The organism is Pontiella desulfatans, assembly GCF_900890425.1.
GTDB lineage: Bacteria > Verrucomicrobiota > Kiritimatiellia > Kiritimatiellales > Pontiellaceae > Pontiella > Pontiella desulfatans.
The window spans coordinates 159943-184798 of sequence record NZ_CAAHFG010000003.1 but is presented as its reverse complement, the minus strand read 5'-3'; the positions used below and the strand labels follow the sequence as shown (position 1 = coordinate 184798).

The following is a 24856-nucleotide window of genomic DNA, read 5'->3' as shown; positions in this document are numbered from 1 at the left end:
AACAAGCTGGAGCAAGCGTCCCGCTTGCTTATTCCCCAGCAATCCCCGCCATGCGGGAAACGAGCGGGATGCCCATTGTACATTGTTCGTGCGAACCAATGCCCATCCATGGTTTAATGGCTCCATGAAAACCATACTATCCCTATTGATCGCAGTTGCCGTGTGCGGCACGGCCTTGTCCAAAACGGACAGCGCGTTTGTTGAAACCGGTTCATTGAAGGAATTCCGCGAATACCTTGCCAAGGACAACGTCAAGGTGCGGATGAAGCCGGGGGTTTACCAGGTCGAGGATGCGCCGGATCACCATTTTTTCCGCTTCACGGGCAACGATTCCCATTTCGACATGAGCGGCGTCACGTTCGAGATCGACAACCGGCTGTTCTCAAAGTTTGGCGTCGTGCCGGGCAAGAACGGCTTCTATTGCGTGGTCGACCTGATTGGCGACCGCATCGTGTTCGAGGGGCTGACGACCAGGAACATTGGCGGGGAACACAGCGCACAGAGCCGCAACAAGATTTTCAATGTGGTGGGATCGAACGTGACGCTAAAGGATGTGGACATCACCACCTCCGGATCATCGCCGTGGGGCTACGGCAGCCTGTACGGCCTGGGCGGCGGCGTGGTGCGCAAAATGAACGGTATCCGGGTGGGCTGGCCGGCGAAACATTCCAAGCTGATCAACTGCAAGGTGCATATGCGCGCAATGGGGCACGCGATCTTTGTGCAGGGGGCGGAAAACACCCTGATTGAAAACTGCCATGTGGATGGCCTGCTGCGCCCTACGAACGAAATTCTTGCGGAGGAGTCGGGCTTTGCTTTTGAACAGGATTTCAAAGCCCGCTCGGGGGGCTATGTTGAAGGCGTCGTTGTGGCCGACGACGGGAGCATCCTTCCCGATGAGATGCTTTCCCTGAGCGAAGACGGCATCCGCATGTATCCCCACGGCGGCGAAAACAATATCCCCACGCAAAACACGACCATTCGCGACTGCACGGTGCGCCAAATGCGCCGCGGCATCTGCATTGGCCTCAGCTCCGGCGGGGACGTGGCCATCAACTGCGAAGTGACGGACTGCATTGCCGCCGGCTTTAATATCGGCCACAACGATCTGCTGGAAAACTGCCGGGCGAATGCCCGCTACGCGGAAGCGCTGAGCTGCCCCTATTATTCCTCCAAGAATGCCAAGGTCGAGCTCGACATTCTGGACAGCCGCAATGGCCTGGCCAACACGGTCCTCGCGACCGTCAACGGAACGGGCCACACCATTAAGCTGACCACACGCAACCGCGCCTATGTTCCGGCAGGATTCTCCATCGAGCAGGCGACGAACAAAGGCTATGCGTTCTATCAACGCAAAAGCGGAGCGCCGATCGCGGAGAACATCACCCTCGTCAACGAAACGCCGGCACGGGTATCCAAACCGTAGCCGCCCCCTGTAATCCTATCAAAATAAATTGCCATGGGAGGTTCATCCTACTAGCCTGCCACCATGAACTTGCCGGAAATAAAGAAATCAGTGGCCCCCATCTGCAAGCGCTATGATGTGCGGCGGCTCGATGTGTTTGGCTCGTACGCCCGTGGCGAGCAACACATGGGTAGCGACATTGATTTTTGCGTTTCGTTCCGCGATCTTCCGCCCGCCGAATACGCAAAGAAATTCTTCGGACTGCTCCACGAACTCGAAGACACCCTGCACACTTCCATCGACTTGCTAACCGCATCTTCAATCAAGAAGCCCTCCCTCCGGCAAGACATCAAGCAAAATGGGGTTTGCGTCTATGGACAATAAGCTCCTTGATTGCATTAACGATGTGCTCTTGAACGCCCACGAAGTGCGTAGTTCGTTGCAGGCATGTCGTTCGAAGAGTATCAGATCGACCGCAAAACCCAATCCGCCGTCGAGCGCAAGTTTGAGATCATAGGCGAAGCCCTAAACCGGATCAGCCGCATCGATGGCAATGTCCTGGAAAAGATTCGCGACTACAGGAGCATCATCTCCTTCCGCAACATACTAGCACATGGCTATGATAGCATTGATGAGCGCGTGGTATGGGGCATCATTGAAGCCGACCTCGAAAACCTTATCTCGGATGCGGAAAAGCTCAGCTGACTTTTCAGCCAGACCACGCAAGGCCGCCTAAAGGTGGAACTACAAACTTTCCTTCCGATGCATTCACGGTTAATAATGCGGCATGCAAAAGGTAGCGATTATTGGTGCGGGCATCACGGGGCTGACGGCCGCGTTCGAACTGAAGGAAAAGGGCATCGACTGCACGGTGTTCGAGGCTTCCGACCGCGTGGGCGGCTGCATCCAGACCGTGCGGGAAGACGGCTTCCTGGTGGAATGCGGCCCCAACTCCATTCTTGATACGCACCCCCATCTCGGCAAACTGATTGCACGGCTGGGGCTTGAAGGCAACAAGTTGCCATCCAAGCCGGAAGCCAACAACCGTTTCATCGTTCGCGACGGCAAGCCCATTGCCCTCCCAACCTCGCCGCAAGCCTTCATTCTCTCGGATGCCTTTTCCACCCGGGCAAAACTGCGGCTGCTGCGCGAGCCGTTCATCAAATCGAAATCGAACGAACAGGAAAGCCTGGCCGACTTTGTGGTGCGGCGCCTTGGGCAGGAGTTTCTCGACTACGCCATCAACCCGTTCGTTAGCGGCGTCTATGCCGGCGATCCCGCCAAGCTTTCCACCTGCCACGCCTTTCCCAAGCTCTATGCGCTGGAACAAAAGTATGGGTCGCTCATCAAGGGGGCGATCAATGGGGCAAAGGAGCGCAAGCAGCGGGAGGAGGTGGCCACGAAGGATGCGCGCATGTTCACCTTCGACGACGGCATGGAGGTGCTGCCCAGGCAGCTCGCCGCCAAGCTGGGCGAAGCCATCCGGTTGAACACACCCGTGGCCGGGATTCAACCGCTGGATGAGGGCAAGTGGCTGGTCAACTGCGAGGAATTCACGGATGTGGTGCTTGCCATCCCCACCCATGCGCAAACCGAACTGAACGTTCCATTCGACCTGGCACCGCTTTCCGCGGTTTATTATCCGCCGGTCGCCAGCCTGTCGCTCGGATTCGGCATCAACCAGTTCATGCACGCGCTCAACGGATTCGGCATGCTGATCCCGAAGATTGAAAACCGCTTCTCGCTGGGCGCCCTGTTCCCATCGTCGATCTTCGCCGAGCGCGCACCGGGCGGCATGGCCTTGCTGACGGTCTTCATCGGCGGATCGCAGTCGCCCGACCGTGCGTTGATGGATGAGGAGATGCTACTCGCCAACGCCCTGAAGGATCTGAAGGATCTGCTCGGCCTTGACGGCGAACCGGACTACAAGCACCTGAGCGTCTGGCCGAAGGCGATCCCGCAATATGTTGTTGGCTATGAAAAATATCTCAACCACATGAAGCAGATCGAAGGCGCATATCCGGGCATCCATTTCGCCGGCCACTACCGCGACGGCATTTCCGTTGCCAACTCCATCCTCTCCGGCATCAACGTTGCAGACAAAATAATTAACCACGAAGACGCAAAGGACACAAAGCGACACGAACCTTAGTGCTCTTCGTGCCTTAGTGTTTAAAAAATATGAAACGCGGTATTTTATTGATGAACACGGGGTCGCCGGATGCGCCGACGGAAGAGGCGCTGCGGATCTACCTGGAGGAGTTCCTGATGGATCCGTTTGTGATCGATCTGCCCCTCCCCCTTCGCTATGCCCTGGTGCATTGGGCCATCCTGCCCAAGCGCCCGGCGCAGTCGGCCGAGGCCTACCAAGCCATCTGGACCGAAAACGGTTCGCCGCTGGTCCACTACTGCACCCGCCTTGCCGACGGGCTTGGCGCTGAAGTGGGCATGGCCTACGGCACCCCCTCGTTCAAGCAGGCGACCGAGAACCTGCTGGCGCAAGGGGTGGATGAGATCTGCCTGTTGCCGCTGTTCCCGCAGTATGCCATGGCCACCGTCGGCTCTTGCGTGGCGGGGGTTAAGAAGGTGCTGGGAAACCGGGTGACCCTGCGCGTGGCCCCTCCGTTCTATCGGGAACCCACCTACATCCAACCGCTGGCCGACGCCCTGAAGGAGGTGGACGAGCATATTTTGTTCAGCTACCACGGCCTGCCGGAACGGCACCTGAAGAAGACCGACCCAACCGGCGGCCATTGCCTGGCTTCGGCGAATTGCTGCACAACGGAGTCGCCGGCCCATGCCACCTGCTACCGCCACCAATGTTTCGAGACCACCAGGGCCGTCGTCGAGGCGGCGGGCATTCCCCCGGAGCGTTATTCCGTCTCGTTCCAGTCGCGGCTGGGCCGGGCCAAGTGGATGGAACCCTACACCGACGCGGTGCTGCAGGAGCTGCCGACGCGCGGAATCAAGCAATTGGCCGTCATTTGCCCGGCCTTCTTTTGCGACTGCCTTGAAACGCTTGAGGAGATCGAGCTGCGCGGCCAGGAAACCTTCCTGGAAGCCGGTGGCGAATCGTTCCGCATGATCCCCTGCCTCAACGACACCCCTGCCGCGTTCCAGTGCCTGGAGCAGCTCATAAAAAATGCCGGCCAATGGCCGGCATTATGAACGAACACTGATTCGCCTTAGAACATGTAGCGAAGACCCGCCAGAATCTGGTGGGAGGTCAGGTCGACCTCGTACTGGTTTTCGATCTCCATATCGCGGCTGAAGAAATATTTATATTTCACATCCATCATCAAGTGGCTGGTGATGTACCAACCGCATCCCGCGCCGAGGTTGCCGGCAACCTTCGTGTCCTCTGCGGTTTCGCCGTCCCATTCCGCATGGGAATAGGCCGCGCCGATACCGGCAAAAACGTAGGGTACAAACGGCGTAAAATGGGAGCCCTCGCGAACATAGCCGGAATCGAAGTCCATGATGTCCAGATAGAGGTTCGCCATAACATTGCCGATCCCCATCTTTCCACCGGAAACCCCGTTCCCGTTTTGCGCTAAATTACTTTTCTGGTATCCAGAGGCCAACTCGACGCGAATGGGGGGAAACGCTCCATCGATACCCATTCCGACCGCGCCTTCAAAAATCCAACCGGTATCCGTCCTGACTTCGTATGTATCGCTTAACCAAACCGCACCACCGTCGAGGCTTGCATAGGGAGTGACCCCTGCGTGAGCCAAACCAGCACAACCAACCATCAACAACCCAACCACCAATCTTACTCTCATCTACACATCTCCTTTTCCGTGATATTTGAAATCCTAGACAGGCGAAGATTATAATCAAGCACAATCCCAGTTCGACCACAATCTACGTAATCTTACGGTTCTGGATGATTGGTTGGGAGGAATAGTGGATTTATTGCAAGGAACCGGGATTCGAAGGTAAATATGTGCCCGCATTTCGGGTGACATGGCGGTTGATCGAACCAGCCACAGAAGCCAGCGCCCCCCCTGCATTCTTGGGCAATGCCCCATACACGGAAGGCAGGTCTCGCATGCACAAAACGTTCATCCACCGGAAATACCACGCACACCTCCAATGCCATAACCCTTTGCGGCCAAAGCCCTCCGCACACCCCGCAACGACATGGCACACCCGATGCGGTTGGGCAAGATGCAACCGGGAGGTGCGCAATGAAAAGAAACATCACGAGATCGGCTGGAATTATTACGATGCTTTGCCTGCCTGGCATATTGCTGAACGCAACCGGGAAAGACATGGCAGAACCCGTGCGGACAATGGGTGAAAAGCTGTTTCGCGCCATGGACACCAACTCCGACGGAAAGGTTACGAAGGATGAATATTTTTCGTTCGGCGAAGCCTACATGCAGGAGCAAGGGAAGCGGTTCAATCCTTCCACGGCGGAACGCAACTTTGCCGCGTTCGATGTGGACGGGAACGGAGTCATTGAACCGGACGATGCCAAACCGCCGGAATTGGCGCTAGACGATCCCAGGAAAATCATCGGCGTGTGGCGGCATTTCGATTCCGAAAACTATGGCTTCATTACCTTTGTTTTCGACGAGAACGGACAGGCCGACATGATTACCGGCTATACGGAGTCCACCCGCAGAATGGCCCTGGAGCGCGGCGGGAGCATGACGTATACGTATGACCCCTCCACCACCCCCGCCTCGCTGGACATCGTGGCCGTTGGCGGCTCCGGCCCCGCAACCATAATGAAGTGCATCGTTAAGTTCCAGAAGGGCGGCAGGCTCAAGATGCGGATCGCCCACGGGAAAGACGACGTCCAACGGCCGGAAGGATTCCCCGCGGAAAACCCCGGCGACATGCTTTACCTGAAGCGGTCGGAAACACAGCCCTGCGAAATGCGCCATTTTTAACGACCGTCATGATTTCCCTGGCTCAAGAACAGCCCGCAATTCGGCATGGAAATGCCTGTTAGCGCACTCATGTTTTCTCTTGCAAACAACAAAGATCGGCGTATACCCCTCTTTAGGGGTTGAAGGGAATGGAGGTATGAAATGAGCCAGGAAAGAATCATGGATGTGATCGACCAAGCGCGGGATTTCCACACCCGGCTGGCTGAATACTACGGCACGCTGAGCGCCGAAACCGACAAGGTGCGGGTGAAGATCCTGCTCGACTATCTCGGCGAAGCCGAACAGCGACACGAAGAGGCGCTGGAAGTCTATGAGAAACAGGTGTCGCACGATGTTACCGACACCTGGCTGCAGTTCCCGCCCAACATCGGGGTGGAGGATTATCTCGCCCCGGCCGAGCTGACGCACGAGATGGACGCGGAGGCCGTGCTGCGCGAGGTGCTGCGGCTCGACGAACGCCTGTCGGAGCTCTACCGCGAGGTCGTCAAGCGCGCCCATTCCAAGCGCATCAAGGAGGTTTTCACCAACCTGCTCGAAACGAACGAGAAGGAAATGCGCAACCTCGCGCGGGATTTCGGACATATGCACGATTGGTGATGGCAATGAAAACAACGGCGATCCTGGCATTTCGATGGAGCGACGGGTTCCTCCGGCTCCGGCAGTGGCTAGGGCAAATGCGGGCGGGGAAGAACCCGCCCCTCCAAACAACCTGCCTACTGGCCCTGGTCATCGCGGTGGCCGGATGCAGCTCGCTAAAGTCCGCATACTACCCCGGCGAAAAGGTGGTTCTCACCAATGGCTTTCTTGCCGTTGAAAGCGATTGGATGCTTTGCGACAAAGGTGTCTACCACGTGCACTGCACCGAATCCAACACGCTCGTTGTTGCGGCCATGGAATGGGACAATAAGAAAGGCGACTACGCGACGGAATCGTTCGAGGTGGTGCTCTCCGAACTCGACGACCAACTCTTCCTGAGCATCCAATGCAACGAAGATGGAAAAGACCAACTTTACACCATCCTCCGCGTGGTTGTTCCGGCAACGGACAAAGAGAGTCCCGACACTGCGATCCTGTTCAATGTCGATTCCGACAAGCTCAAGGCCGATGCAAAGGCCAACAAGATAAATGCGCGAAAGACCAACTGCGGCTATGGCTCCTGCGACTATGCCCTGGAAGGCACCAAGCAAGAGCAGGACACCTATTTCCGCAGCAATCCCAATGGATTATGGGATCTGGATAATGCCGTTATCCTGAAGCGGGTGGCGCAGCGCAACGGAGACTGACGATGAAAATTGCGTTTTCAAGGATTGCCATGACGGCCCTCCTTTCCGCGGTGCTCCTTTGCACCGGATGCAATGAAGATCGCGAAGGGAATGATGACGACGCCCCGTGGGTAACCATCAAGAACCCGACCGAGGAAGAGGTCTACCAGACGGACTTCACCGCCGTCCGGCTGGGAGGCAGATGCGACAACACCACGTGGGAGGTCTTCGCCTACAACGCCCTGACCGACCGCACGGTTCCAGGCTATGTCCTCTATAACGACGGTCATGGAACCTGGTTCGCGGACGTCAACCTGGAGCCCGGCGAAAACCCCATCACCGTAACGGTGGCCTCGGACGAAGGAAAGGGAACCGCCAGCGATACCATCACGGTCATATATTCACCATGAAGTTCAAGAATGGAGGAAGAGGATGAAAGCGCTAGTCATGACAACAATGGCCGCGGCAGTCGTTTTAATCGCGGGCTGCGAATACGAGGAGCCGCTGGTGAAGGAGCACACGATCGCGATCGATCAGGCACTCATCGGGCTTTGGGAGCCCGTGCCGAGGAAAGGCGTCCACGAGGATGAGGACGACCGGATGATGGTGCTGAGGTACTCGGGCACCGAATATTTGATCCACCACCCCATGGGCCAAAACAGCATCTATTACCGCGGCTACCCGATCAAATTGGGCGGCGTGGCCTGCGTGCAGCTCGAAGCCATCGGAACCGGCGAAGGCGATGTGGAGGAGGCCGATAAAAACCATCTGTTCCATGTTGCCCGCTATGCCATCACGAACGGCGTATTGGATGTTCGGTTGCTCAATGAAGACGTGGTTTCCAACAACCTCAAAACCACGGAGGAACTGCGCAAAGTGTTTATTGAAAACAGTGGCAACATCGAGCTGTTCGATGATGATCCAGGCCTGTTCCGAAAACGCTAGGCTTCGCATTTATCCAGAGATGGAGGTGGAGAATGAAAACACAACGCACAGTTGCTGTATCGGATGTGCTGGAGGGGCAGAGACCTCTCAGCCCGGTCGGCGCCAACGCCGACCTCCCCGCACCACTCCACGGCAGGCAACGAAACGTTGCCCGGCCGGCGAGGCCGGCGACCCTCCACATCGCTGGCTTGCTGGCCGCCCTCCTCCTGTCGTCCTGCCGGACGGTGCCCTATGCCGACTTGGACAGCGAATGGCTACCGGATAGGCATTCCATGTCCAACAGGGAAACAGAAGGGACAAGAATTGTTGGAATCCATAAGGTTTTTGAAGCGACATGCCGATGGCACACCCTGTGCATTACGGGAATCATAAACCTAACAGGAGATATTGCATGAAGAACACAACATGGATGATCGGGGCAGCCTTGCTGCTGTCGGGTGCAGTGAACGGAACCATGGCGGGCGTCGAGTTCGATGCCGATGGCGCGGTGCCGGGCAAATGGACGATGGACTACGAGGCCGCAAAAAAGGTGGCGCAGGAAAAGCAGTTGCCAATCCTGCTGGATTTTTCCGGCTCGGACTGGTGCGGCTGGTGCAAGGTCATGGAGGAAAATGTTTTCACCAAGCCGGAATGGGCAACCTATGCCAAAGACAACCTCATGATGGTGCTGATTGATTTTCCGAAGGATAAAAGCCTGGTGCCCGAAAAGTATGTCGAACGCAACAATGCATTGAAGGACGAATATGGCATCCGCGGCTACCCCACCTTCGTGGTGCTCGACCAGGACGGAAAAACGGAGCTCGGACGCCTGAAGTCCGGGCGGGACAAAACGCCGGAGAGCTTTCAGGCGGAACTGAAGAACCTCCTCCGTTTCAGACAGGCGGAGGTCGAAAAATATTGCGCCGCGCTCAGCGGGGAAGACCGCAAGACCTACCGCGGATTCCTCGACGAGCTGGCAACCAAACAGGCCGAGCAGAAGCTGGCGGAAAAAGAAGAGGCCGAGGCACGCGCCAAGGCAAGGCAGCTGAAACGCGATGTCGGCGAACTGGAGGAAAAGATGCTCGAATTCCGCGTTGCACAACTGGACGAGGAAGAACGAAAGAAGTTCGAGGAACTCGAAACCAAACTCGAAGAAACCGGGAAAAAGCTCTCCGACTGGATGCGTTCCAAGCCGGAACGGAACGACGAAAACATGAAGTTATACGAGGCCATGCAGGCCGAGATCCAAGAGATCGAACAGCAAATCTCCCAATACTAACGAATCTTTAATGACCGCAAAGACGCGAAGAACAGAACCCTTTGCTTCTTAGCGTCTTCGCGGTCGATACTCCAAGCCAGGATAGGAGGAGCCAGATGCGGGTTTTGTTCATGGCGCTGCTCTTGATTGTTGTGCAGGGGTGCGTCACGACGGAGGAGTCGTATGAAGCCTCACGGGATCTGGGATATACGCAGGAGGTGGAGCGCGAGCTGAAAACGGAGGAGGATTGGGAGCGTTGGCGCAAACAGCAAAGGCGCAACAAGAACGCAATCATCGTTATCGAATGAAACACAGGAATTGAAATGGATGCCCAACCCTATCAAACACCGCCACGCTGGTGGTCGCCGCAACTGACCCGGGGGCGCTTCCGGTTCTGGCGGTTTATGCGCCGCCGCCTCCGCGTGAAATACCACCACCTGATGGAGATCGAAACCCGGGGCTTGGAGCACCTTCAGAAATGCATGGATAAAGGGCATGGGATCATGATTACCCCGAACCATTCCTGCCATGCCGATCCCTCCGTACTCTACTGGGTGGCCGACCAATTGAAGGTACCGTTCTACTTCATGGCCGCCTCCCAGATTTTCATGCGGGCGAGTTGGATCAGCACCCTCGTCCTGCGGCACCACGGCTGCTTCAGCGTCAACCGCGAGGGCAACGATATCCGGGCGTTCAAAGAAGCGGTCAACATCCTCCGCAACAAACCCTATCCGCTGGTGATTTTTCCCGAAGGTGAAATCTACCATATCAACAAACGCGTTACCCCGTTCCTGGACGGCCCGTCGGCAATCGCGCTCAATGCCTGCAAACAAGCCGACCGCCCAATCTGCTTTGTGCCCTGCGGCATTCGCTACGAGTATATCGAGAATCCCATGGAAGAGCTGCTGGCGCTGATGGATCGGCTGGAGGAACAGCTGTTGTGGCGCCCCAAACGGAACCTGATCCTGCGCAAGCGCATCTACCAATTCGCCGAAGCCATCCTGGGGCTCAAGGAAAAGGAATATCTCGGCGAAACCCAGACGGGCACCCTGCCGGAGCGCATCCAGGCGCTGGCCGAATACATTCTCCAGGGACTCGAAAAAAAACAGGGCATCACGAACCCCGCGGCCACCCTGCCCGAACGCGTGAAGGCCTGCCGACGCCAAGCCATCCAGTGCACGGAAGACGACACCCTGTCCGGCGCCGCTCACCTCGCGGCGGAGGTGGATCTCGACGACCTGTTCATTGTGACCCAACTCTTCAGCTATCCCGGAACCTATGTTTCGAAACGGCCCACCATCGAAGACATGGCGGAGATGATCGATAAATTCGAAGAGGATGTTTTGAAAAAACCAACGGCCGGCATCCGGGCCACCCGGCGGGCGGTCATCGCCTTTGGCGAACCGATCCCGGTCGAGCGTGGCAACGGAGGCAAAAACCAGGTTCACGCACTAACCGAAAAACTCGAACATGAAGTGCAAACCCTGCTCGACAACATTGAAATGAATTGAGGCTCCATGATGAAAGCGCGAGATTCCCAACATTCATTCGCATGGCTGAACGCCACGCAGTTTTTCGGTGCCCTCAACGACAACGTCTTCAAACTGCTGGTGATCTTCTATCTGGTCGACCACCTTGGTCTCGACCAAAAATCCACGATTGGATTGGCGGCCATGGTGTTCGTGGTTCCATTCCTGCTGTTTTCGCATGCCGCCGGCATTCTGGCCGACCGCTACAGCAAGCAGCGCATCGTCTTCTACTCCAAGTGCGCGGAGACCGGACTGATGGTGCTTGGGCTGGTGGCCATCCTGCTGGCGAGCCCCGTCATGCTCTATGCCCTGCTCTTCCTCATGTGCACCCAAAGCGCCTTCTTCGGCCCCTCCAAGTTCGGCATCATCCCGGAGCTGGTGAAGCTGGAGGAATTATCGAAGGCCAACAGCTTCCTCGTTGGGCTGACCTACCTGGCCATCATCGCCGGAACGTTCGTGCCCTCGCTCTTCCTGGCGCTGGTTTTCCGCGGTTCATACCTTGGTCTGGCCGGCGTCTGCATCGTTATTTCCGCGCTGGGCCTCGCTTCGAGCACACGCATTGAACGCACGGCGGCTGTCGGCTCAACCAAGCAAAAATTCACCCCCTTCTTCGTGGTTGATATGTTCAAGACCCTGTTCAGCCTGCGTAAGGACCGCTACCTGTTCGCCACATTGCTGAGCGTGGCCTACTTCCTGTTCCTCGGAGCCTTCATCCAGCAAAACCTGCTGTTGATCGGCACCGAGGAATTCGGGTGGGACACCACCACCAGCGGCTACCTCTTCCCCATGGCCGCCGTCGGCATTGCCCTTGGCGCACTGGCCTGCGGAAAGCTGTCGGGGCGCTGCATTGAATTTGGCCTGGTTCCCATCGGCGCCGTTGGCCTCACCACCGCCTGCCTGCTGCTCGGACTGCAACAGACCTCGTTGCCGTCGGTTATCGGCGCCGTCTTCCTGATCGGGCTCAGCGCCGGCATCTTCATTGTCCCGCTCCAGTCGTTCGTCCAGCAAAGAAGCCCGCGCGAACGGCTCGGCGAAATCCTCGCCTGCATGAATTTCCTGAATTTTCTCGGCGTGGCGCTGGCGGCGGTCATGTTCCTGGTGCTGACCAAGAACCTCGGCTTCACCGCCAAAGGCTGCTTCACCATCAACGGAGTGATGACCGCCCTGCTGGCCTTGGGAACTTTCATAATATTGCCGGACTTCATCGTGCGCTTCACGGTTCTGGTCTTCACCCGGATCATCTACCGCGTCCGCTCGTCCGGCCTTGAAAACATACCGGTCACCGGCGGCGCGCTGCTGGCGAGCAACCACGTCACCTGGTCGGATGCCCTGCTGCTTTCGGCCACGCAGCAACGGCGCATCCGGTTCGTCATGGAACGAAGCATGTACCGTAACCGCTGGCTCAACCCGCTCTTCCGCCTGATGCAGGCCATTCCCATCTCGGCCAACGATCCACCGCATGTGCTCGAAGAGGCGCTGCAAACCGCCAGGCAGGCGCTGGACGACGGCTACCTCGTCTGCACCTTCCCCGAACAATGGCTAACGCGAAACGGGAACCTGCAGCCCTTCAAGCCGGGCATCGAACACATCATGAAAGACTCCGACTACCCCATCATCCCCATCTATATCGGCGGGGCCTGGGGCAGCGTACTGAGCCACTACTACGGCCGCATCCTGGCCCGGCTCCCCTCGCGCCGCTGCCATGTGCATGTCGCATACGGGGCGCCTTTGCCCGCCGCAACATCGAGCCATGCCGCCCGGCAAGCGGTCTCGGAATTGGCCATGGACTATTTCGACGCCAAGAAAGACCGTACCCGCGCCCTGCCCTACCAGTTCATCAAGACCGCGCGGCGGCGCTTCACCAAGCCCGCCCTTGCCGATACGACCGGCAAGAACCTGACCTTCGGGAAAACCCTCGTCGCCGCGATCGCGCTCAGCCACGAAATCAAGCGCATCACCGAGGGGCAGGAAATGGTCGGCGTACTCCTACCCGCCACCGTCGGCGGAGCACTCGCAAACGTCGCCATCACCCTGATCGGGAAAGTGCCGGTCAACCTCAACTTCACCGCCTCGCCCGATGCCTTCAATTCCTCGATCCAGCAGTGCGGAATCAAGACCGTCATCACCGCCCGCCCCTTCGTGGAAAAGATTGGCGGCAAATGCCCCGTCCCCGACGATGCCGTCTTCCTTGAGGATATGGCCAAGGGCATCGCGCACGGCACCAAGATACGGGCGCTGCTCAAGGCCTTGTTCCTTCCCGCCACCATGCTCTACCCTTCCCGCAATTTTTCGCCCGATGCCCCCGCCACGATCATCTTTTCCTCCGGCAGCACTGGCGACCCCAAGGGCGTCATGCTCTCGCACCACAACATTCTTTCCAATACCGAAGCCCTCGGCATGATCATCCGCTTCGAGAAAACCGACCGGCTCTGCTCCATCCTGCCGCTCTTCCACTCGTTCGGGTTCACCGCCACCCTGTGGGGGCCATTGACCGTCGGCTTCTTTTCCTGCTTCCACCCCAACCCGGTCGAAGGCGCGGCGATTGCCGAGATGGTGCGCAAGAACCGGCTCACGCTGCTTTTCGCCACCCCCACCTTCCTGCTGACCTATCTGGCGAAAGCCAAGCAGGATGATTTCATCTCGCTGCGCCTCATCATGACCGGGGCGGAAAAGCTCAAGAAAAAACTGGCCGACCGCTTCGAGGAGCGCTTTGGCATCCGGCCAATGGAAGGGTACGGCGCAACCGAGCTCTCGCCGGTCACCTCCCTCAACCTGCCCGATGCCGACGTTGCCGGGTTCAGGCAAACCGGACTCAGGGAAGGCAGCGTCGGGCACCCGATCCCCGGCGTTACCGCGAAGCTGGTGCATCCCGATTCGGGCGAAGAACTGGGCGAAAACGAGGCAGGCCTGCTGCTCATCAAGGGGCCGAACGTCATGCAAGGCTATCTCGGCCTTCCCGAAAAAACAGCCGAAGTGCTCAACGATGGATGGTATGCCACCGGCGACATCGCCCGCATCGATTCGGATGGGTTCATCCATCTCGTCGATCGGCTCATGCGCTACAGCAAGATCGGCGGCGAGATGGTGCCGCACCTTGCTTCGGAGGAGGTGCTGATGCAAGGGCTGGAGGCCGTCAACCAGATTGTCTTTGTGACCGCCGCCCCCGACGAGCGCAAGGGCGAGCAGCTCGTGGTGCTCTACACCGCCGAGGCCGGCGACGCCGCCATGCTCCAGGCCTTCATGAAACATAGTACGCTGCCCAACCTCTGGCACCCGCGCAAGGACAACTATTTCCAGATCGAGGAAATGCCCGCCCTCGGTTCCGGCAAGCTCGACATGAAACAGCTCAAAACCATGGCCGCCGAATTGGTCGCAACGAAAGGAAGTGCCAAATGAACACCAACGAACAGACCGACCGCTACCTCCCCCTGCAATTCATCAAAACCGCGCGGAACAACTTCAAGAAACCCGCCATTGCCGACACCACCGGAAAAGACCTGACGTTCGGGAAAGCCCTGATTGCGTCGATCCTGCTGGGCAACGAACTCAAGCGCATGACCGAAGGAGAGGAGATGATCGGAGTCCTCCTGCCCTCCACGGTGGGCGGGGCACTCACCAACATCGCCATTCCACTGATTGGAAAAGTTGCCGTGAACCTCAACTTCACCGCATCCGCCGATGCCTTCAACTCCTCCATTGAACAATGCAACCTCAAGACCGTCATCACGGCGCGTCCGTTCGCCGAAAAGATTGCCGCCAAATGCCCCGTTCCGGAGAACGCGGTATTCATTGAGGACATCCTGGAAGGCATCTCGTCCGGCGCAAAAATCAAGGCGTTGCTCAAGGCGCTGCTCTTGCCGGCCTCCATGCTCTATTCGGCCAAGGGCACCACGCCGGACGATCTGGCCACGATCATCTTTTCATCCGGCAGCACCGGAGACCCCAAAGGGATCATGCTGTCGCACCAGAACATTCTCTCGAACATCGAGAGCTTCCAGAAGGTGCTCAACTTTGACGGCAACGACCGGCTCTGCGCCGTCTTGCCTTTCTTCCACTCCTTTGGTTTCACCGCAACCCTATGGGCGCCGCTGGTTACGGGCTTCCAGGCCTGCTACCACCCCAACCCGATCGAAGGGGCGGCCGTTGCGCAGCTGGTGCGCGAACGGAAACTGACCATGCTGTTTGCCACCCCCACCTTCCTGCTCACCTACATGGCCAAGGCAAAGGAGGACGACTTCAGATCGCTGCGCCTGATTGTTACCGGCGCCGAAAAGCTTAAGAAAAAACTGGCCGACAAATTCGAGGCGCGCTTCGGCATCCGGCCCATGGAAGGCTACGGCGCAACCGAATGCTCCCCCGTGATTGCCACCAACGTGGCCGACTCCGTGGTCGGCGGCGTCGTGAAGGTGGGTTGCAAGGATGGCAGCGTTGGCCGTCCGGTTCCGGGCGTTGCCGTGAAGGTGGTGCATCCCGAAACACGGGAACAACTCGGAGAAAATGAAGAGGGCCTGCTGCTGGTCAAAGGGCCCAATGTGATGCGCGGGTATCTTGGGCAACCGGAAAAAACCGCGAAAGTCATCCAGGACGGATGGTATACCACCGGCGACATTGCACGGGTCGATCCAGACGGCTTCATCTTCCTTCTTGACCGGCTGATGCGCTACAGCAAGATCGGCGGCGAAATGGTTCCCCATCTTGCCCTCGAAGAAGAGTTGCTCCAGGGACTCGGGGCGGTCAACCAGATCCTGTTCGTTACGGCCGCGCCGGATGAGCGCAAGGGCGAACAGCTCGTTGTCCTCTTCACGCCCGAGGTTGGCGATCCCGAAAAACTCCATGCGATTGTCAAGGAGAGCTCGCTCCCCAACCTATGGCATCCGCGCAAGGACAACTTTTTCCAGATCGAGGAAATGCCCGCCCTCGGCTCCGGCAAACTGGATCTGAAACAGCTCAAGGTCATGGCCACCGAGTTGGTGGAGGCCAAGGCATAAACACGGAGTTTTCGTCTCACCGTCAACCCATGCACAACCGATGATCCGCCAATGAAGAAACCTCCGAACTCCAGGAGATAGCCACGTCCATATGCCCGGTCTTATTCGGTGAAATTGACATGGGACGCCCGATGCACTAAACACAAGCAACGCGAAAGGGAGGTGCGATGTGAAAAAAATCTCGATCAGTCTGTTTTCCTTCATGCTGGTGGGCTGCTGTTCCTTCCTGGGACTCATGCTCCTTTTCTTCGCCATGTTGCTCTGGGGTTTTGATTCCCCCTTGACCGGGAGCGCTCTTTTGGCCGGGATGGTGTTCCTGCTCATAGGCGGCTTCGTCTGGGCGCGGAAACTACCGTGGCAGGTTGCGTTGGCGATCGGCGGAACAACCTTCGCGGCGGCCTGTTTCGCCGAAGCGTACGTTCCCCTAATCGTCAGCTACCAGGGCGAGGATATGCCCGGCTTCCTGATCCACCTGCTCAACTTCACATTGGGTGTGCCCGGCATCGCCATCATGCTGGCAGCGGTTGTGAATATTTTCCGAAGTCTCCGGTCGTTGTTGGATAAGAAAGAAGCGAAGCGGCATAGGAGCATCGCGGCCGAACCGTCCCGCTGAATCCATAGGGATAATCTGCATGAAAAAAACACTTTATATCATTAACCCGGCAAGCAACGGCTGTGCAGGACTGAAGGTGTGGGAAACCTTCAAATCACATTGGACAGATCCCATCGATCCGGCGCAGGTGGTGTTCACCGAACGCCCCCGCCATGCCCGGGAGATTGCAGCGGAGTGCAATGGCTACGACATTATCGCGGCCGTGGGCGGCGACGGCACAGTGGGCGAAGTCATCTGCGGCATCATGGATAGGCCCGGGGAAAAGCCCAGGCTGGCGGTTATCCCGTGCGGCACCGGAAACGATGTTGCCCAGAACGCAGGCATCTTTTCCGTGGCCGATGCGGCGACCGCATTGCGCACAGCCCAGTCCCGCGCATTCGACCTAATACGGATCGACCGACAAGGCGAACATCGACACTCCTTCCTGTTTGCCAACGCCGGATTTACTTCCATCCCAAAAATGAAACCCTGGATGAAGCGGGTGCTTGGGGCAACGGGAGCCTACTATCTTGCAACGTTGCTCCAGGTTCTCGTCTACCGCCCACCACACATGACCCTGCGGATCGACGGCCGCGAACAGACCGGCCCAACCTATATGTTGATTGCCGGAAACGCCGAATTCGCCGGCGGCGGCAGCATGCGGATCGCCCCGGGGGCACGCACCGACGACGGGTTATTGAATATCTCCATCATAGAATCCTTATCGATCTTCAAAGTCATCACCAAATTGTTTTCCAGCATCGCGGATGGCACGCATATCGATGAACCCGAAGTTAGCTATTTCACCGGCAGGAAAATCGAGGTGCACAGTGAGCCGCCGGCACCGCTGGATCTCGACGGCGAGTTGTTCGGCACCACGCCCGCCACCTTTGCCGTCTGCCCCCGGGCCGTGGAGATCATCTGCTCCGCATAGTTCCAATCACGGCAAGCGAACCTTAACCCTGTAAAAGAGCGGCTCATCGCTCGCCGGCGGCGCATTGGTGAACGCATTCTCTTCGGGCGTTGCCGGAAGGTCAATCCCTCCGGCCACATCGGCATAACCGGCCGACAACAGGTTGGTCGTCGTTTGCACGGAGTAGCGGCGACCGGATACGCTCGACCAACTGATGATGGTTCCGTCTTCGCTGAGCGAGAGGATGCAGAAGCAGGAGGCACCGTTGGTTGGATCGGTTCCGGCAATGTATTCCTCCCAGTTGGTCTGCCCGTCACCATCGCCGTGGTCATCGGCATCGTCCGCAAACGGATCGAGACCATATTGCGTCTCGAACTCGTCCGTCATCCCGTCGTTATCGTCGTCCGGATCGGCAAGATCACCCGCGCCATCGCCATCGTTGTCCGATTCATCGAGCGTTGCCCAGCCCGGCACGTCATCGACCAGGAAATTCATTCGGCGCGTGGACTTGAAGAGACCGTCGTCCGCCACAAAGTCCACATACATGGATTCGTAGTGGCCGCCCCCTTCCGTAATCTGCAACGCATCGGGACGGAAGGTAAAGAGGCCCCGGGCCGGATCAAACGTCGTGTTTTCCATCGGCGTGCACGACAGGACAACCGGATCGCCATCCGCATCCGTTGCCGAAATAACGGCGCTGAAGAATTCACCCTCCACCAGCTCGACCGTGTCCGGTGCACCGTTGAAGTCGATTGCTGGAAGGTTGTTGCCTTCGCGCGAGGCATAGGTGGTCAGCTCCATCGTCCAGTGCTCCGTCTCACCGGCGGCAAACGCAAGGTTGGCGGCATCCACTTCGACGAAGTGATACTCCACCCGCCCGTCAAACTGCAGCTCGACCACCAGCAGGCGGTTTTGCCCAACGGGTGCCGGCCCCTGGAATGTCCAGCCGTTGTTCATCGACGACCACGGATTATGCACGGCCATGCCGCCCTCCCAGCCCGGCAGCGTCTGGTGCGGGAAAGCCCACTCGCCGAACGCGTCGGTGGTGCCACTGAACTTCGGGTTGTCCGGCACAATCTCGTCCCACCCTCGCTGGAATACGCGGACGGCCGCGCCGGGGACCGGCGATCCGTCGAGGTGCCGCACGCGCAAGGTGATGTTCGACTGGATCGCGGCCATGTAGTCGCCATAGAACCCGCGGCGCATACCGAGGTTGCGGCTCATGCCTGCCACGGTGCTGGAACAGAAGTAGCGTTTGCTGTGATTGGCCATCATGCCCCGCCCGGGCTCGACATAATACGCGGAGCCGCTGTCGTGCATGATCTCCATGTTTCCATGGAACAGGGTTTCGCCCCAAAGGTTAGGGCAGGCGGGCGTTCCCGCAACTGCCACGCCGCCGGTGGTGATGAGGAACTTGCTGTTGACCGTATCATCCCGATAGAGATCGACGATGCCGATCTGATGGCCCCATTCGTGCATCAGGCCGCCCTCCACGGATTTGGCATATCGTTCCACCCGCTCTTCGTACCACCCGCCAATATCCATGCCCCAGTTCCCGTCGCACGGCCACGTGTCGAGGTCGCCGGGAGAATGGGTTCCGCCACTCAGCGAGCTATCCGGGTGAATCGATACGCGGTCGAGCCGCACCGGCTGCGGGCAGCCGCAGGCGTTGAGGCGCCGTTCGAAAGCCCGGACCATCATACGCCCCCAGTCATCGGGCGAATAGCTTTCCAGCAAATTGGGCATGCTGGAAAACAGCCGGTAGGGCGTTTCTTCGAAATACAGCCAGAAGACGATGGCGGCAATGTCGTCGTCAACCACGTTGTTCAGCTCGCACTGCTCGGCAATGGCATCGAACGGATCGAGTTCGAAACGAACACGGTACCCCGGCACGCCGCGCTCTAGTTTTTGCGCGCCGTCGCTGTAGGCGCCTCCGGGCTCGGGGATCGTTTCGACGGCATCGGCCGGCCATGGTGCGCTCCAGCTGTTGGACCATGCCGCACCCGATTCGCAAACCGCGAGGATACCCTGGGTTTGCACCGAGCCATCAAAGATCCAACGCCAAACCACGTTGCTGACCGCAAAGTCGCCGCGGTTCCAGCAGTGCGCGGTGTAGGTGACGGTCTCGCCCGGCGCCGGCCACTTTTGTTCGCCGGCGTAGGCCGGATCCACCTGCGGGTCGCCGGCGTAGGAGACATGGAAGCGGTTGTAGGCGGGGGTCCGCTGGACATAGCCCACATCCAGATCCGCCGCGCGCGCTTCGCGTACGGTCAGCGCGGCAACCCCGGCAACATCATCGGAGGAGGCCCGCACCGTGGTTGATCCGAGCGACAGGCTTTCGATCGTGCCGCCGCCGAGCGAACGTGCAACATGGGTGTCGGCAACCGACCAATCCACATAGTCCGTCACATCCCAGTTCGCCCCATTGCTGTAGCTCAGCGAGCCGTAGGCGCGGAACCCCTCCTGCCGCCCCGGAATCGACTCGGCCGGATCGGGCTCGATCACAATGCGGTTCACCCGCACCGTTTCAACCCCCATCACGATATCGGTTTCCGGCAGCAGCGGCAGCAACGCCAGCCGACGAATATGAACGATGTCCGCCGGGTTCCCGGCGCGCAGCACGGTGAACCGGTAGACCCTTCCGGTTGCCGGGGCATCCGTCCACCAGCGGTCGTGCAGCAAATCATCATTCAGACGCTCCGGTCCGAACACCTTGCGATAGGTATTGGTCTGATCGTCGAGGTCGGCGCTCGATCCCGCCACCTCCAACGTCCAATCGTGGTAGGCCGCATGTGAGAAGCGCCCCTCGGCCCCGACCACCACCTGAGGCGCGTCGAACGTCACGGTCACAACGGCCGGATTGATCAGGATGGTCTTGTAGTAGTTCTCGGTGTTGTCATCGAAAATATTATGCCAGTCCTCGTACCCGACCGTGGCCTCCAACACCGCGAATCCGTCATCGACCCAGTCGTTGACCGGAATAAGGTCAACACCGGTGACTTGCACGTCCGCAGCGGCTGAAAGCCCCTCCAGTACGGCTCCGATGCGAACCAGTCCGCCGTGCGTCGCCTGTATCCAGCCGTTGGAAACGGTTGCGGCGGCAGGTGCATCCGAAAACCAATCCACCAGACCGGTCACGTTGTAGTTGGAGGCAGGTGTTGCCGCGTTCCATGCCCAGGCCTCCAGCTGCATGCGGTCGCCCACCGGCAGATAGGCCGAGGCAGGAAGCACTTCCAGCACATTGACCTCCACCTCTTCGCCCCCCACCTCGATGACCACATTCGACGAGAGCGCACTTATAAGCCAGCCGCGCTCGACGCCGTCGCCCACGGCCAGCGACAGCGCATAGGGCAGGCCGTTGTTCGTCTTGAACAGCGGCTCGAAATGAACATCGTTTTCTTCGCCTTCAATGCGGTCGGCTGGGCGGTAATAGTTTTCGTGCGGCGCGTTGGGGCCGATGTGCCAGATGAGGTTGTTGTCGGAAACCATGTGGTTCCCGTACGAATCATTGTCGTAGAGCGCATAGTAGTTCAGGCTGTTCGGGTCGGAGATGCCATAGGCGATGACGCAGTCGCTGACGTTCATCCAACGGTTGCTGCCGGAGCCCCGGAGCCGCAGCAGATCGGCGTCGATCGCGCCCGGACCGGCGCAGTTGACGATCGTGCATCGGTCGACGTTCACGGTATGCGATAGGCTGCTGCCTTTATAGTCGCCGTAGGCGACGGCGCGGCCAAAGCCTTCGATCAGGCAATGCGACAGATCGATTTCGCCTTCGATGACCGCATTTGTTCCCCAGCCGTAGAAGAGCAGTCCCGTACCGTTGGCATGGTCATCCGTCCCTGCGATGCCGTTGATCTGGTCGCCGTCGTATTCCCCCTTGAGCCAAAGGTTCGAAAGCACCACATTGCTGACATGCAGGCTCGGGTCGGCATCATGCGTCAGCAAATCGAATGCGGAGCGGTTCAAGTCGGATCCGTTGCCAGCGATTTCGACTTTGAAACCGGTGAAATATGTTTGGATGTCGCAGCCGTTCAATCGGCGAATAAAGCTTTGGTTGTCGGTTGCCCGGAAGACTGTCGCCGCAGGTCCGGCGCCAACCACAGAAACGCCGCCATAGAGTTTCCACGATACGTTGTGATTGCCGGTTCCCTCGAAGAGCCCGGGGCCGACAAAGATGGTTGCCGGGGCCTGCGAGACGCCCAGGGCCGACTGCAACGTCAGCTTTGCCGTGCCCCACGTTAGGCCATCGTTGGCGTCGCTGCCATTCGTGCTAACGAAATAGTGCCAATGCAAGCGAACCACCCGAACAGAACCCGTGACCGTGCCACCGCCCGCTTCGTTCGCCGTCACCGTGATCGTGTTGGTGCCCACAGCCAGCGGAATATCGGCAATCGTCCAATGGGTTGCAACCGGAATCGATCCCGTGCCGCCGAGGTCGTTGGTCCAGGCAATGGCACCCGCTATATCAGGCGATGCAGAACCATGGATCGTTACATTCGAGGCAGCGAACCAAGCCTCGGAAAGATCGGCCGGCAAGGTAATCAGAAGCGGCGGATCCGGTTCTGTCCAGCGCCAACCGCGTTCGTCGGGGTCGGCCAGAACATAGGGTTCGCCACTAACCGTCTTGAACACCGGCGCGTAATGGGCGTCGGCCTCCTCGCCTTCGATGCGGTCCGTTGGCTGGTAATAGTTTTCGTGCGGTGAATCGGGACCGATGTGCCAGATCAAGTTGCTGGTGCAGCTCACATGATTACTGGTCGAATCGTTGTTATAGATGGCATAGGTGTTCGCGCTGTTGGAATCCGAGTTGCCGTAGGCGATGACGCACTCCACGATGTTTACATTGCGGTTGCCTCCCGATCCGCGGAGCCGGATCAGATGCCCGGAAGACTGGTCGGGACTGGCGCAATTTACAATGGTGCAGCGTTCAACCTGCACGGTATGCGACAGGCTTCCACCACGGTAGTCGTCGTAGGCCACGGCACGGCCGAAGCCCTCGATCAGGCAGTGCGAAACGATCGCCTCGCCTTCGAGATCGGTTTCCGTTCCCCAGCCACCGAAGAATACGGCGTTCCCATTAATCCGGCTGCGCGTCCCAGGAATCCCGCTGAATTGGTCGCCGTCGTATTCGCCCTTGAGCCACAGGTTCGACAACGTGACGTTGCAGTATTGAAGCTCCGGCTCCGATGCCGTCGTCCAGAAGGTAAACGGGGCCCGCCAGTGGTCGGTTCCATCGCCGGTAATGACAACCTTGAAGTCCGCAAACCGGGTACGGTTCGAGCAACTGTTCAGGTTACGGATGAAGCCGGTGTTGCTCGTCTGGAAAACGGTCGCCGTCGGGCCAGCACCAACCACACCGATGCCATCGGAATATTTCCAGTCGAGGTTTTCGTTCCCGCTCCCGGAAAAAGCACCGGGGCCGACGTTGATGGTTGCGGGCGAAACGGCAATGTTCCTGGCCGCATTAAGCGTCTGCTTGGCGGTTTCCCACGTTAGGCCGTCGTTGCCGTCGTTGCCGGTGGCGGAGACGTAAAGATCGGGGCCGGCCATGGCGTCCAGCGGTGCGCAGAGCACGAGAAACGCGAAATACAGAGCCGTTCGGGCATTCATTTGATCCTCCTGGAATTTAGTTAGTATTTCTACCTCGCGTCCGTCGGATTATGCTTTTTCCCACAGCTTGTCAACCCCCTCTACACCGAATATACAGGGTATTATATAGGCATTATTAGAAACCTAATAAAACGGGGTTAATTCCTTCGAAATGTGTTCCGCGAGATGGTTGATCATCGCGGCAAAACCCACAATAGCTCTTGCAGATACAGCGATTCGCGCTAAGCTTTTCCAGACGTTGCCGACAAGCGAGGACGGAACCATGTATCTACTTGAAATCGACCAAACGCACAACCGCACGCATCTGACCCTATCGGATCATTTCGACGAGTCCGAAGCCAAGTCCCTGTTAGACGAATTCCAACAGCGTATCGGGGAACTGAAGCCGGACTTCCATGTCCTGTGCGATCTAACCACGCTGGATGAATTCGAAAGCGAAGCCAGAACCCACTTTCGGGAACTGATGGATTATTTCAACGGAAACGGGGTGCGGAAAATCATCCGGATCACTTCGAAACCCCTCCACGACTTTGGCCTCACGGTTATGTCGCACTTCCATTATGGAAACGATGTCCACGTGATCACCTGCGAAACCTTCAAGGAGGCACAGAAGCACCTGTGAATTCCGACTTCTCCATAGACACGCCCGATCATCCGAAGCTGTGCGGCCGGCACTGGTTGCCGAATGATGGTGTCAAAGCCGTGGTTTGCCTGGTTCACGGACTCGGCGAACATTGCGGACGCTACGGCCATGTGGCCGATGCGCTAAACCAGGCAGGCTATGCCGTTGTGGCCATCGACCTGCGCGGACACGGGCGCTCCGGAGGCCGGCGCGGGCATGCCCGGAACTATGACGAGCTCATGGCCGACATCTCCAAGCTACTGGAAAAGGCCGGGGAGCTTCATCCCGGCCTTCCCGTTTTCCTCTATGGCCACAGCCTCGGCGGAAACCTCGTCCTCCACCATGTCCTCAGCCAGCAACCCAGGCTGGCTGGAGTTATTGCCACCGCCTCGCTGCTCCGGCTGACCCACGAACCGCCCGCATGGAAAACCGGACTGCTGCATATCCTGAATGCATTGCACATCCAATGCCCCATCCCCAGCGGGCTCGACGACACCGCCCTTTCGCGCGACATCAACGTTGTCCGCAGCTACCGCAACGATCCGCTCACCCACGACCGTATCTCGCCGAGCCTCGCCACCGCCATGGTTCGGTTCGGCCAATGGAACATCGAACATGCTTCCGACTTCCCCTGCCCCCTGCTGCTGATGCACGGCGACGCCGACCGCATCACCTCCGCCGAGGCCTCGCGCGAATTCGCCAATATAGCGGGCGACCGCTGCACCCTGAAAATCTGGGACGGCTTCTACCACGAGATCCATAACGAACCAGGGAACGCCGAGGTTTTAGGCGAATTGACCAACTGGCTCGATCATTGCTTATAGGTTGTTTTGATTTGAACGGAGAACC

General features: G+C 58.4%; 21 protein-coding genes. 19 read left to right on the top strand and 2 right to left on the bottom strand.

All coding sequences use genetic code 11. From position 1 onward, the window contains the following. Window positions 1-124 precede the first annotated feature (124 nt). The 5 genes from E9954_RS21865 (at window position 125) to E9954_RS21845 (ending at window position 4573) form a co-directional block, all read left to right on the top strand. Window positions 125-1426: a right-handed parallel beta-helix repeat-containing protein gene (locus E9954_RS21865; RefSeq protein ID WP_136081420.1), complete on the top strand. Its 1302-nt coding sequence runs from the start codon at window positions 125-127 to the stop codon at window positions 1424-1426. A gap of 63 nt (window positions 1427-1489) precedes the next feature. Next, complete coding sequence (locus E9954_RS21860) at window positions 1490-1789, top strand: nucleotidyltransferase family protein (protein ID WP_136081419.1); 300 nt, start codon at window positions 1490-1492, stop codon at window positions 1787-1789. Between the two features lie 63 nt (window positions 1790-1852). Next, entirely contained in the window at window positions 1853-2110 is a 258-nt protein-coding gene (locus E9954_RS21855; protein ID WP_136081418.1) for a HepT-like ribonuclease domain-containing protein, read from the top strand. Between the two features lie 82 nt (window positions 2111-2192). Next, window positions 2193-3557, top strand: coding sequence for a protoporphyrinogen oxidase (gene hemG, locus E9954_RS21850; RefSeq protein WP_136081417.1), 1365 nt, complete (start codon window positions 2193-2195; stop codon window positions 3555-3557). A gap of 29 nt (window positions 3558-3586) precedes the next feature. Then, window positions 3587-4573, top strand: a complete 987-nt coding sequence (locus tag E9954_RS21845; RefSeq protein WP_136081416.1) for a ferrochelatase — start codon at window positions 3587-3589, stop codon at window positions 4571-4573. 17 nt (window positions 4574-4590) lie between these two features. On the opposite strand, the gene E9954_RS21840 is transcribed toward E9954_RS21845, so the two are convergent. Beyond that, window positions 4591-5190 (bottom strand): outer membrane protein, encoded by a 600-nt coding sequence (locus E9954_RS21840; protein WP_136081415.1) that lies wholly within the window; start codon window positions 5188-5190, stop codon window positions 4591-4593. A gap of 408 nt (window positions 5191-5598) precedes the next feature. On the opposite strand from E9954_RS21840, the gene E9954_RS21835 reads away from it, so the two are divergent. The 12 genes from E9954_RS21835 (at window position 5599) to E9954_RS21780 (ending at window position 17796) form a co-directional block, all read left to right on the top strand. Continuing rightward, a complete protein-coding gene (locus tag E9954_RS21835; protein ID WP_168442495.1) occupies window positions 5599-6309 on the top strand; it encodes an EF-hand domain-containing protein in 711 nt (236 codons plus the stop codon). A gap of 141 nt (window positions 6310-6450) precedes the next feature. Continuing rightward, window positions 6451-6906, top strand: a complete 456-nt coding sequence (locus E9954_RS21830; RefSeq protein WP_136081413.1) for a ferritin family protein — start codon at window positions 6451-6453, stop codon at window positions 6904-6906. Between the two features lie 5 nt (window positions 6907-6911). Continuing rightward, the gene (locus E9954_RS21825) at window positions 6912-7592 is read left to right on the top strand and encodes a hypothetical protein (RefSeq protein WP_136081412.1); all 681 of its coding nucleotides are present in this window, start codon (window positions 6912-6914) and stop codon (window positions 7590-7592) included. Window positions 7593-7594: 2 nt separating this feature from the next. Continuing rightward, entirely contained in the window at window positions 7595-7981 is a 387-nt protein-coding gene (locus tag E9954_RS21820) for a hypothetical protein (protein WP_136081411.1), read from the top strand. A gap of 22 nt (window positions 7982-8003) precedes the next feature. Beyond that, entirely contained in the window at window positions 8004-8516 is a 513-nt protein-coding gene (locus tag E9954_RS21815) for a hypothetical protein (RefSeq protein ID WP_136081410.1), read from the top strand. Window positions 8517-8907: 391 nt separating this feature from the next. Next, a complete protein-coding gene (locus E9954_RS21810) occupies window positions 8908-9774 on the top strand; it encodes a thioredoxin family protein (protein WP_168442494.1) in 867 nt (288 codons plus the stop codon). A gap of 95 nt (window positions 9775-9869) precedes the next feature. After that, complete coding sequence (locus E9954_RS21805; protein ID WP_136081408.1) at window positions 9870-10061, top strand: hypothetical protein; 192 nt, start codon at window positions 9870-9872, stop codon at window positions 10059-10061. Window positions 10062-10076: 15 nt separating this feature from the next. Then, window positions 10077-11264 carry a lysophospholipid acyltransferase family protein gene (locus E9954_RS21800; protein WP_136081407.1) on the top strand — a complete coding sequence of 396 codons (1188 nt, stop codon included), beginning with the start codon at window positions 10077-10079 and terminating at the stop codon, window positions 11262-11264. 6 nt (window positions 11265-11270) lie between these two features. Next, window positions 11271-14678 (top strand): acyl-[ACP]--phospholipid O-acyltransferase, encoded by a 3408-nt coding sequence (locus E9954_RS21795; protein WP_222847275.1) that lies wholly within the window; start codon window positions 11271-11273, stop codon window positions 14676-14678. Further along, complete coding sequence (locus tag E9954_RS21790; RefSeq protein WP_136081406.1) at window positions 14675-16270, top strand: AMP-binding protein; 1596 nt, start codon at window positions 14675-14677, stop codon at window positions 16268-16270. The genes E9954_RS21795 and E9954_RS21790 overlap by 4 nt, the downstream gene beginning before the upstream one ends. A gap of 169 nt (window positions 16271-16439) precedes the next feature. After that, a complete protein-coding gene (locus E9954_RS21785; protein WP_136081405.1) occupies window positions 16440-16883 on the top strand; it encodes a hypothetical protein in 444 nt (147 codons plus the stop codon). A 19-nt stretch (window positions 16884-16902) separates the two neighbouring features. After that, on the top strand, window positions 16903-17796 hold the full coding sequence (locus E9954_RS21780; RefSeq protein WP_136081404.1) for a diacylglycerol/lipid kinase family protein: 894 nt from the start codon (window positions 16903-16905) through the stop codon (window positions 17794-17796). Between the two features lie 6 nt (window positions 17797-17802). Here the strand turns inward: E9954_RS21780 and E9954_RS21775 are convergent, their stop codons facing one another. Continuing rightward, window positions 17803-23385 carry an Ig-like domain-containing protein gene (locus E9954_RS21775; protein ID WP_136081403.1) on the bottom strand — a complete coding sequence of 1861 codons (5583 nt, stop codon included), beginning with the start codon at window positions 23383-23385 and terminating at the stop codon, window positions 17803-17805. 262 nt (window positions 23386-23647) lie between these two features. On the opposite strand from E9954_RS21775, the gene E9954_RS32695 reads away from it, so the two are divergent. Together E9954_RS32695 and E9954_RS21770 are read left to right on the top strand one after the other, a co-directional pair. Next, window positions 23648-24007 carry a hypothetical protein gene (locus E9954_RS32695; protein WP_168442493.1) on the top strand — a complete coding sequence of 120 codons (360 nt, stop codon included), beginning with the start codon at window positions 23648-23650 and terminating at the stop codon, window positions 24005-24007. Then, window positions 24004-24831: an alpha/beta hydrolase gene (locus E9954_RS21770; RefSeq protein WP_168442492.1), complete on the top strand. Its 828-nt coding sequence runs from the start codon at window positions 24004-24006 to the stop codon at window positions 24829-24831. Before E9954_RS32695 ends, E9954_RS21770 begins: the two co-directional genes overlap by 4 nt. Window positions 24832-24856: the final 25 nt, after the last annotated feature.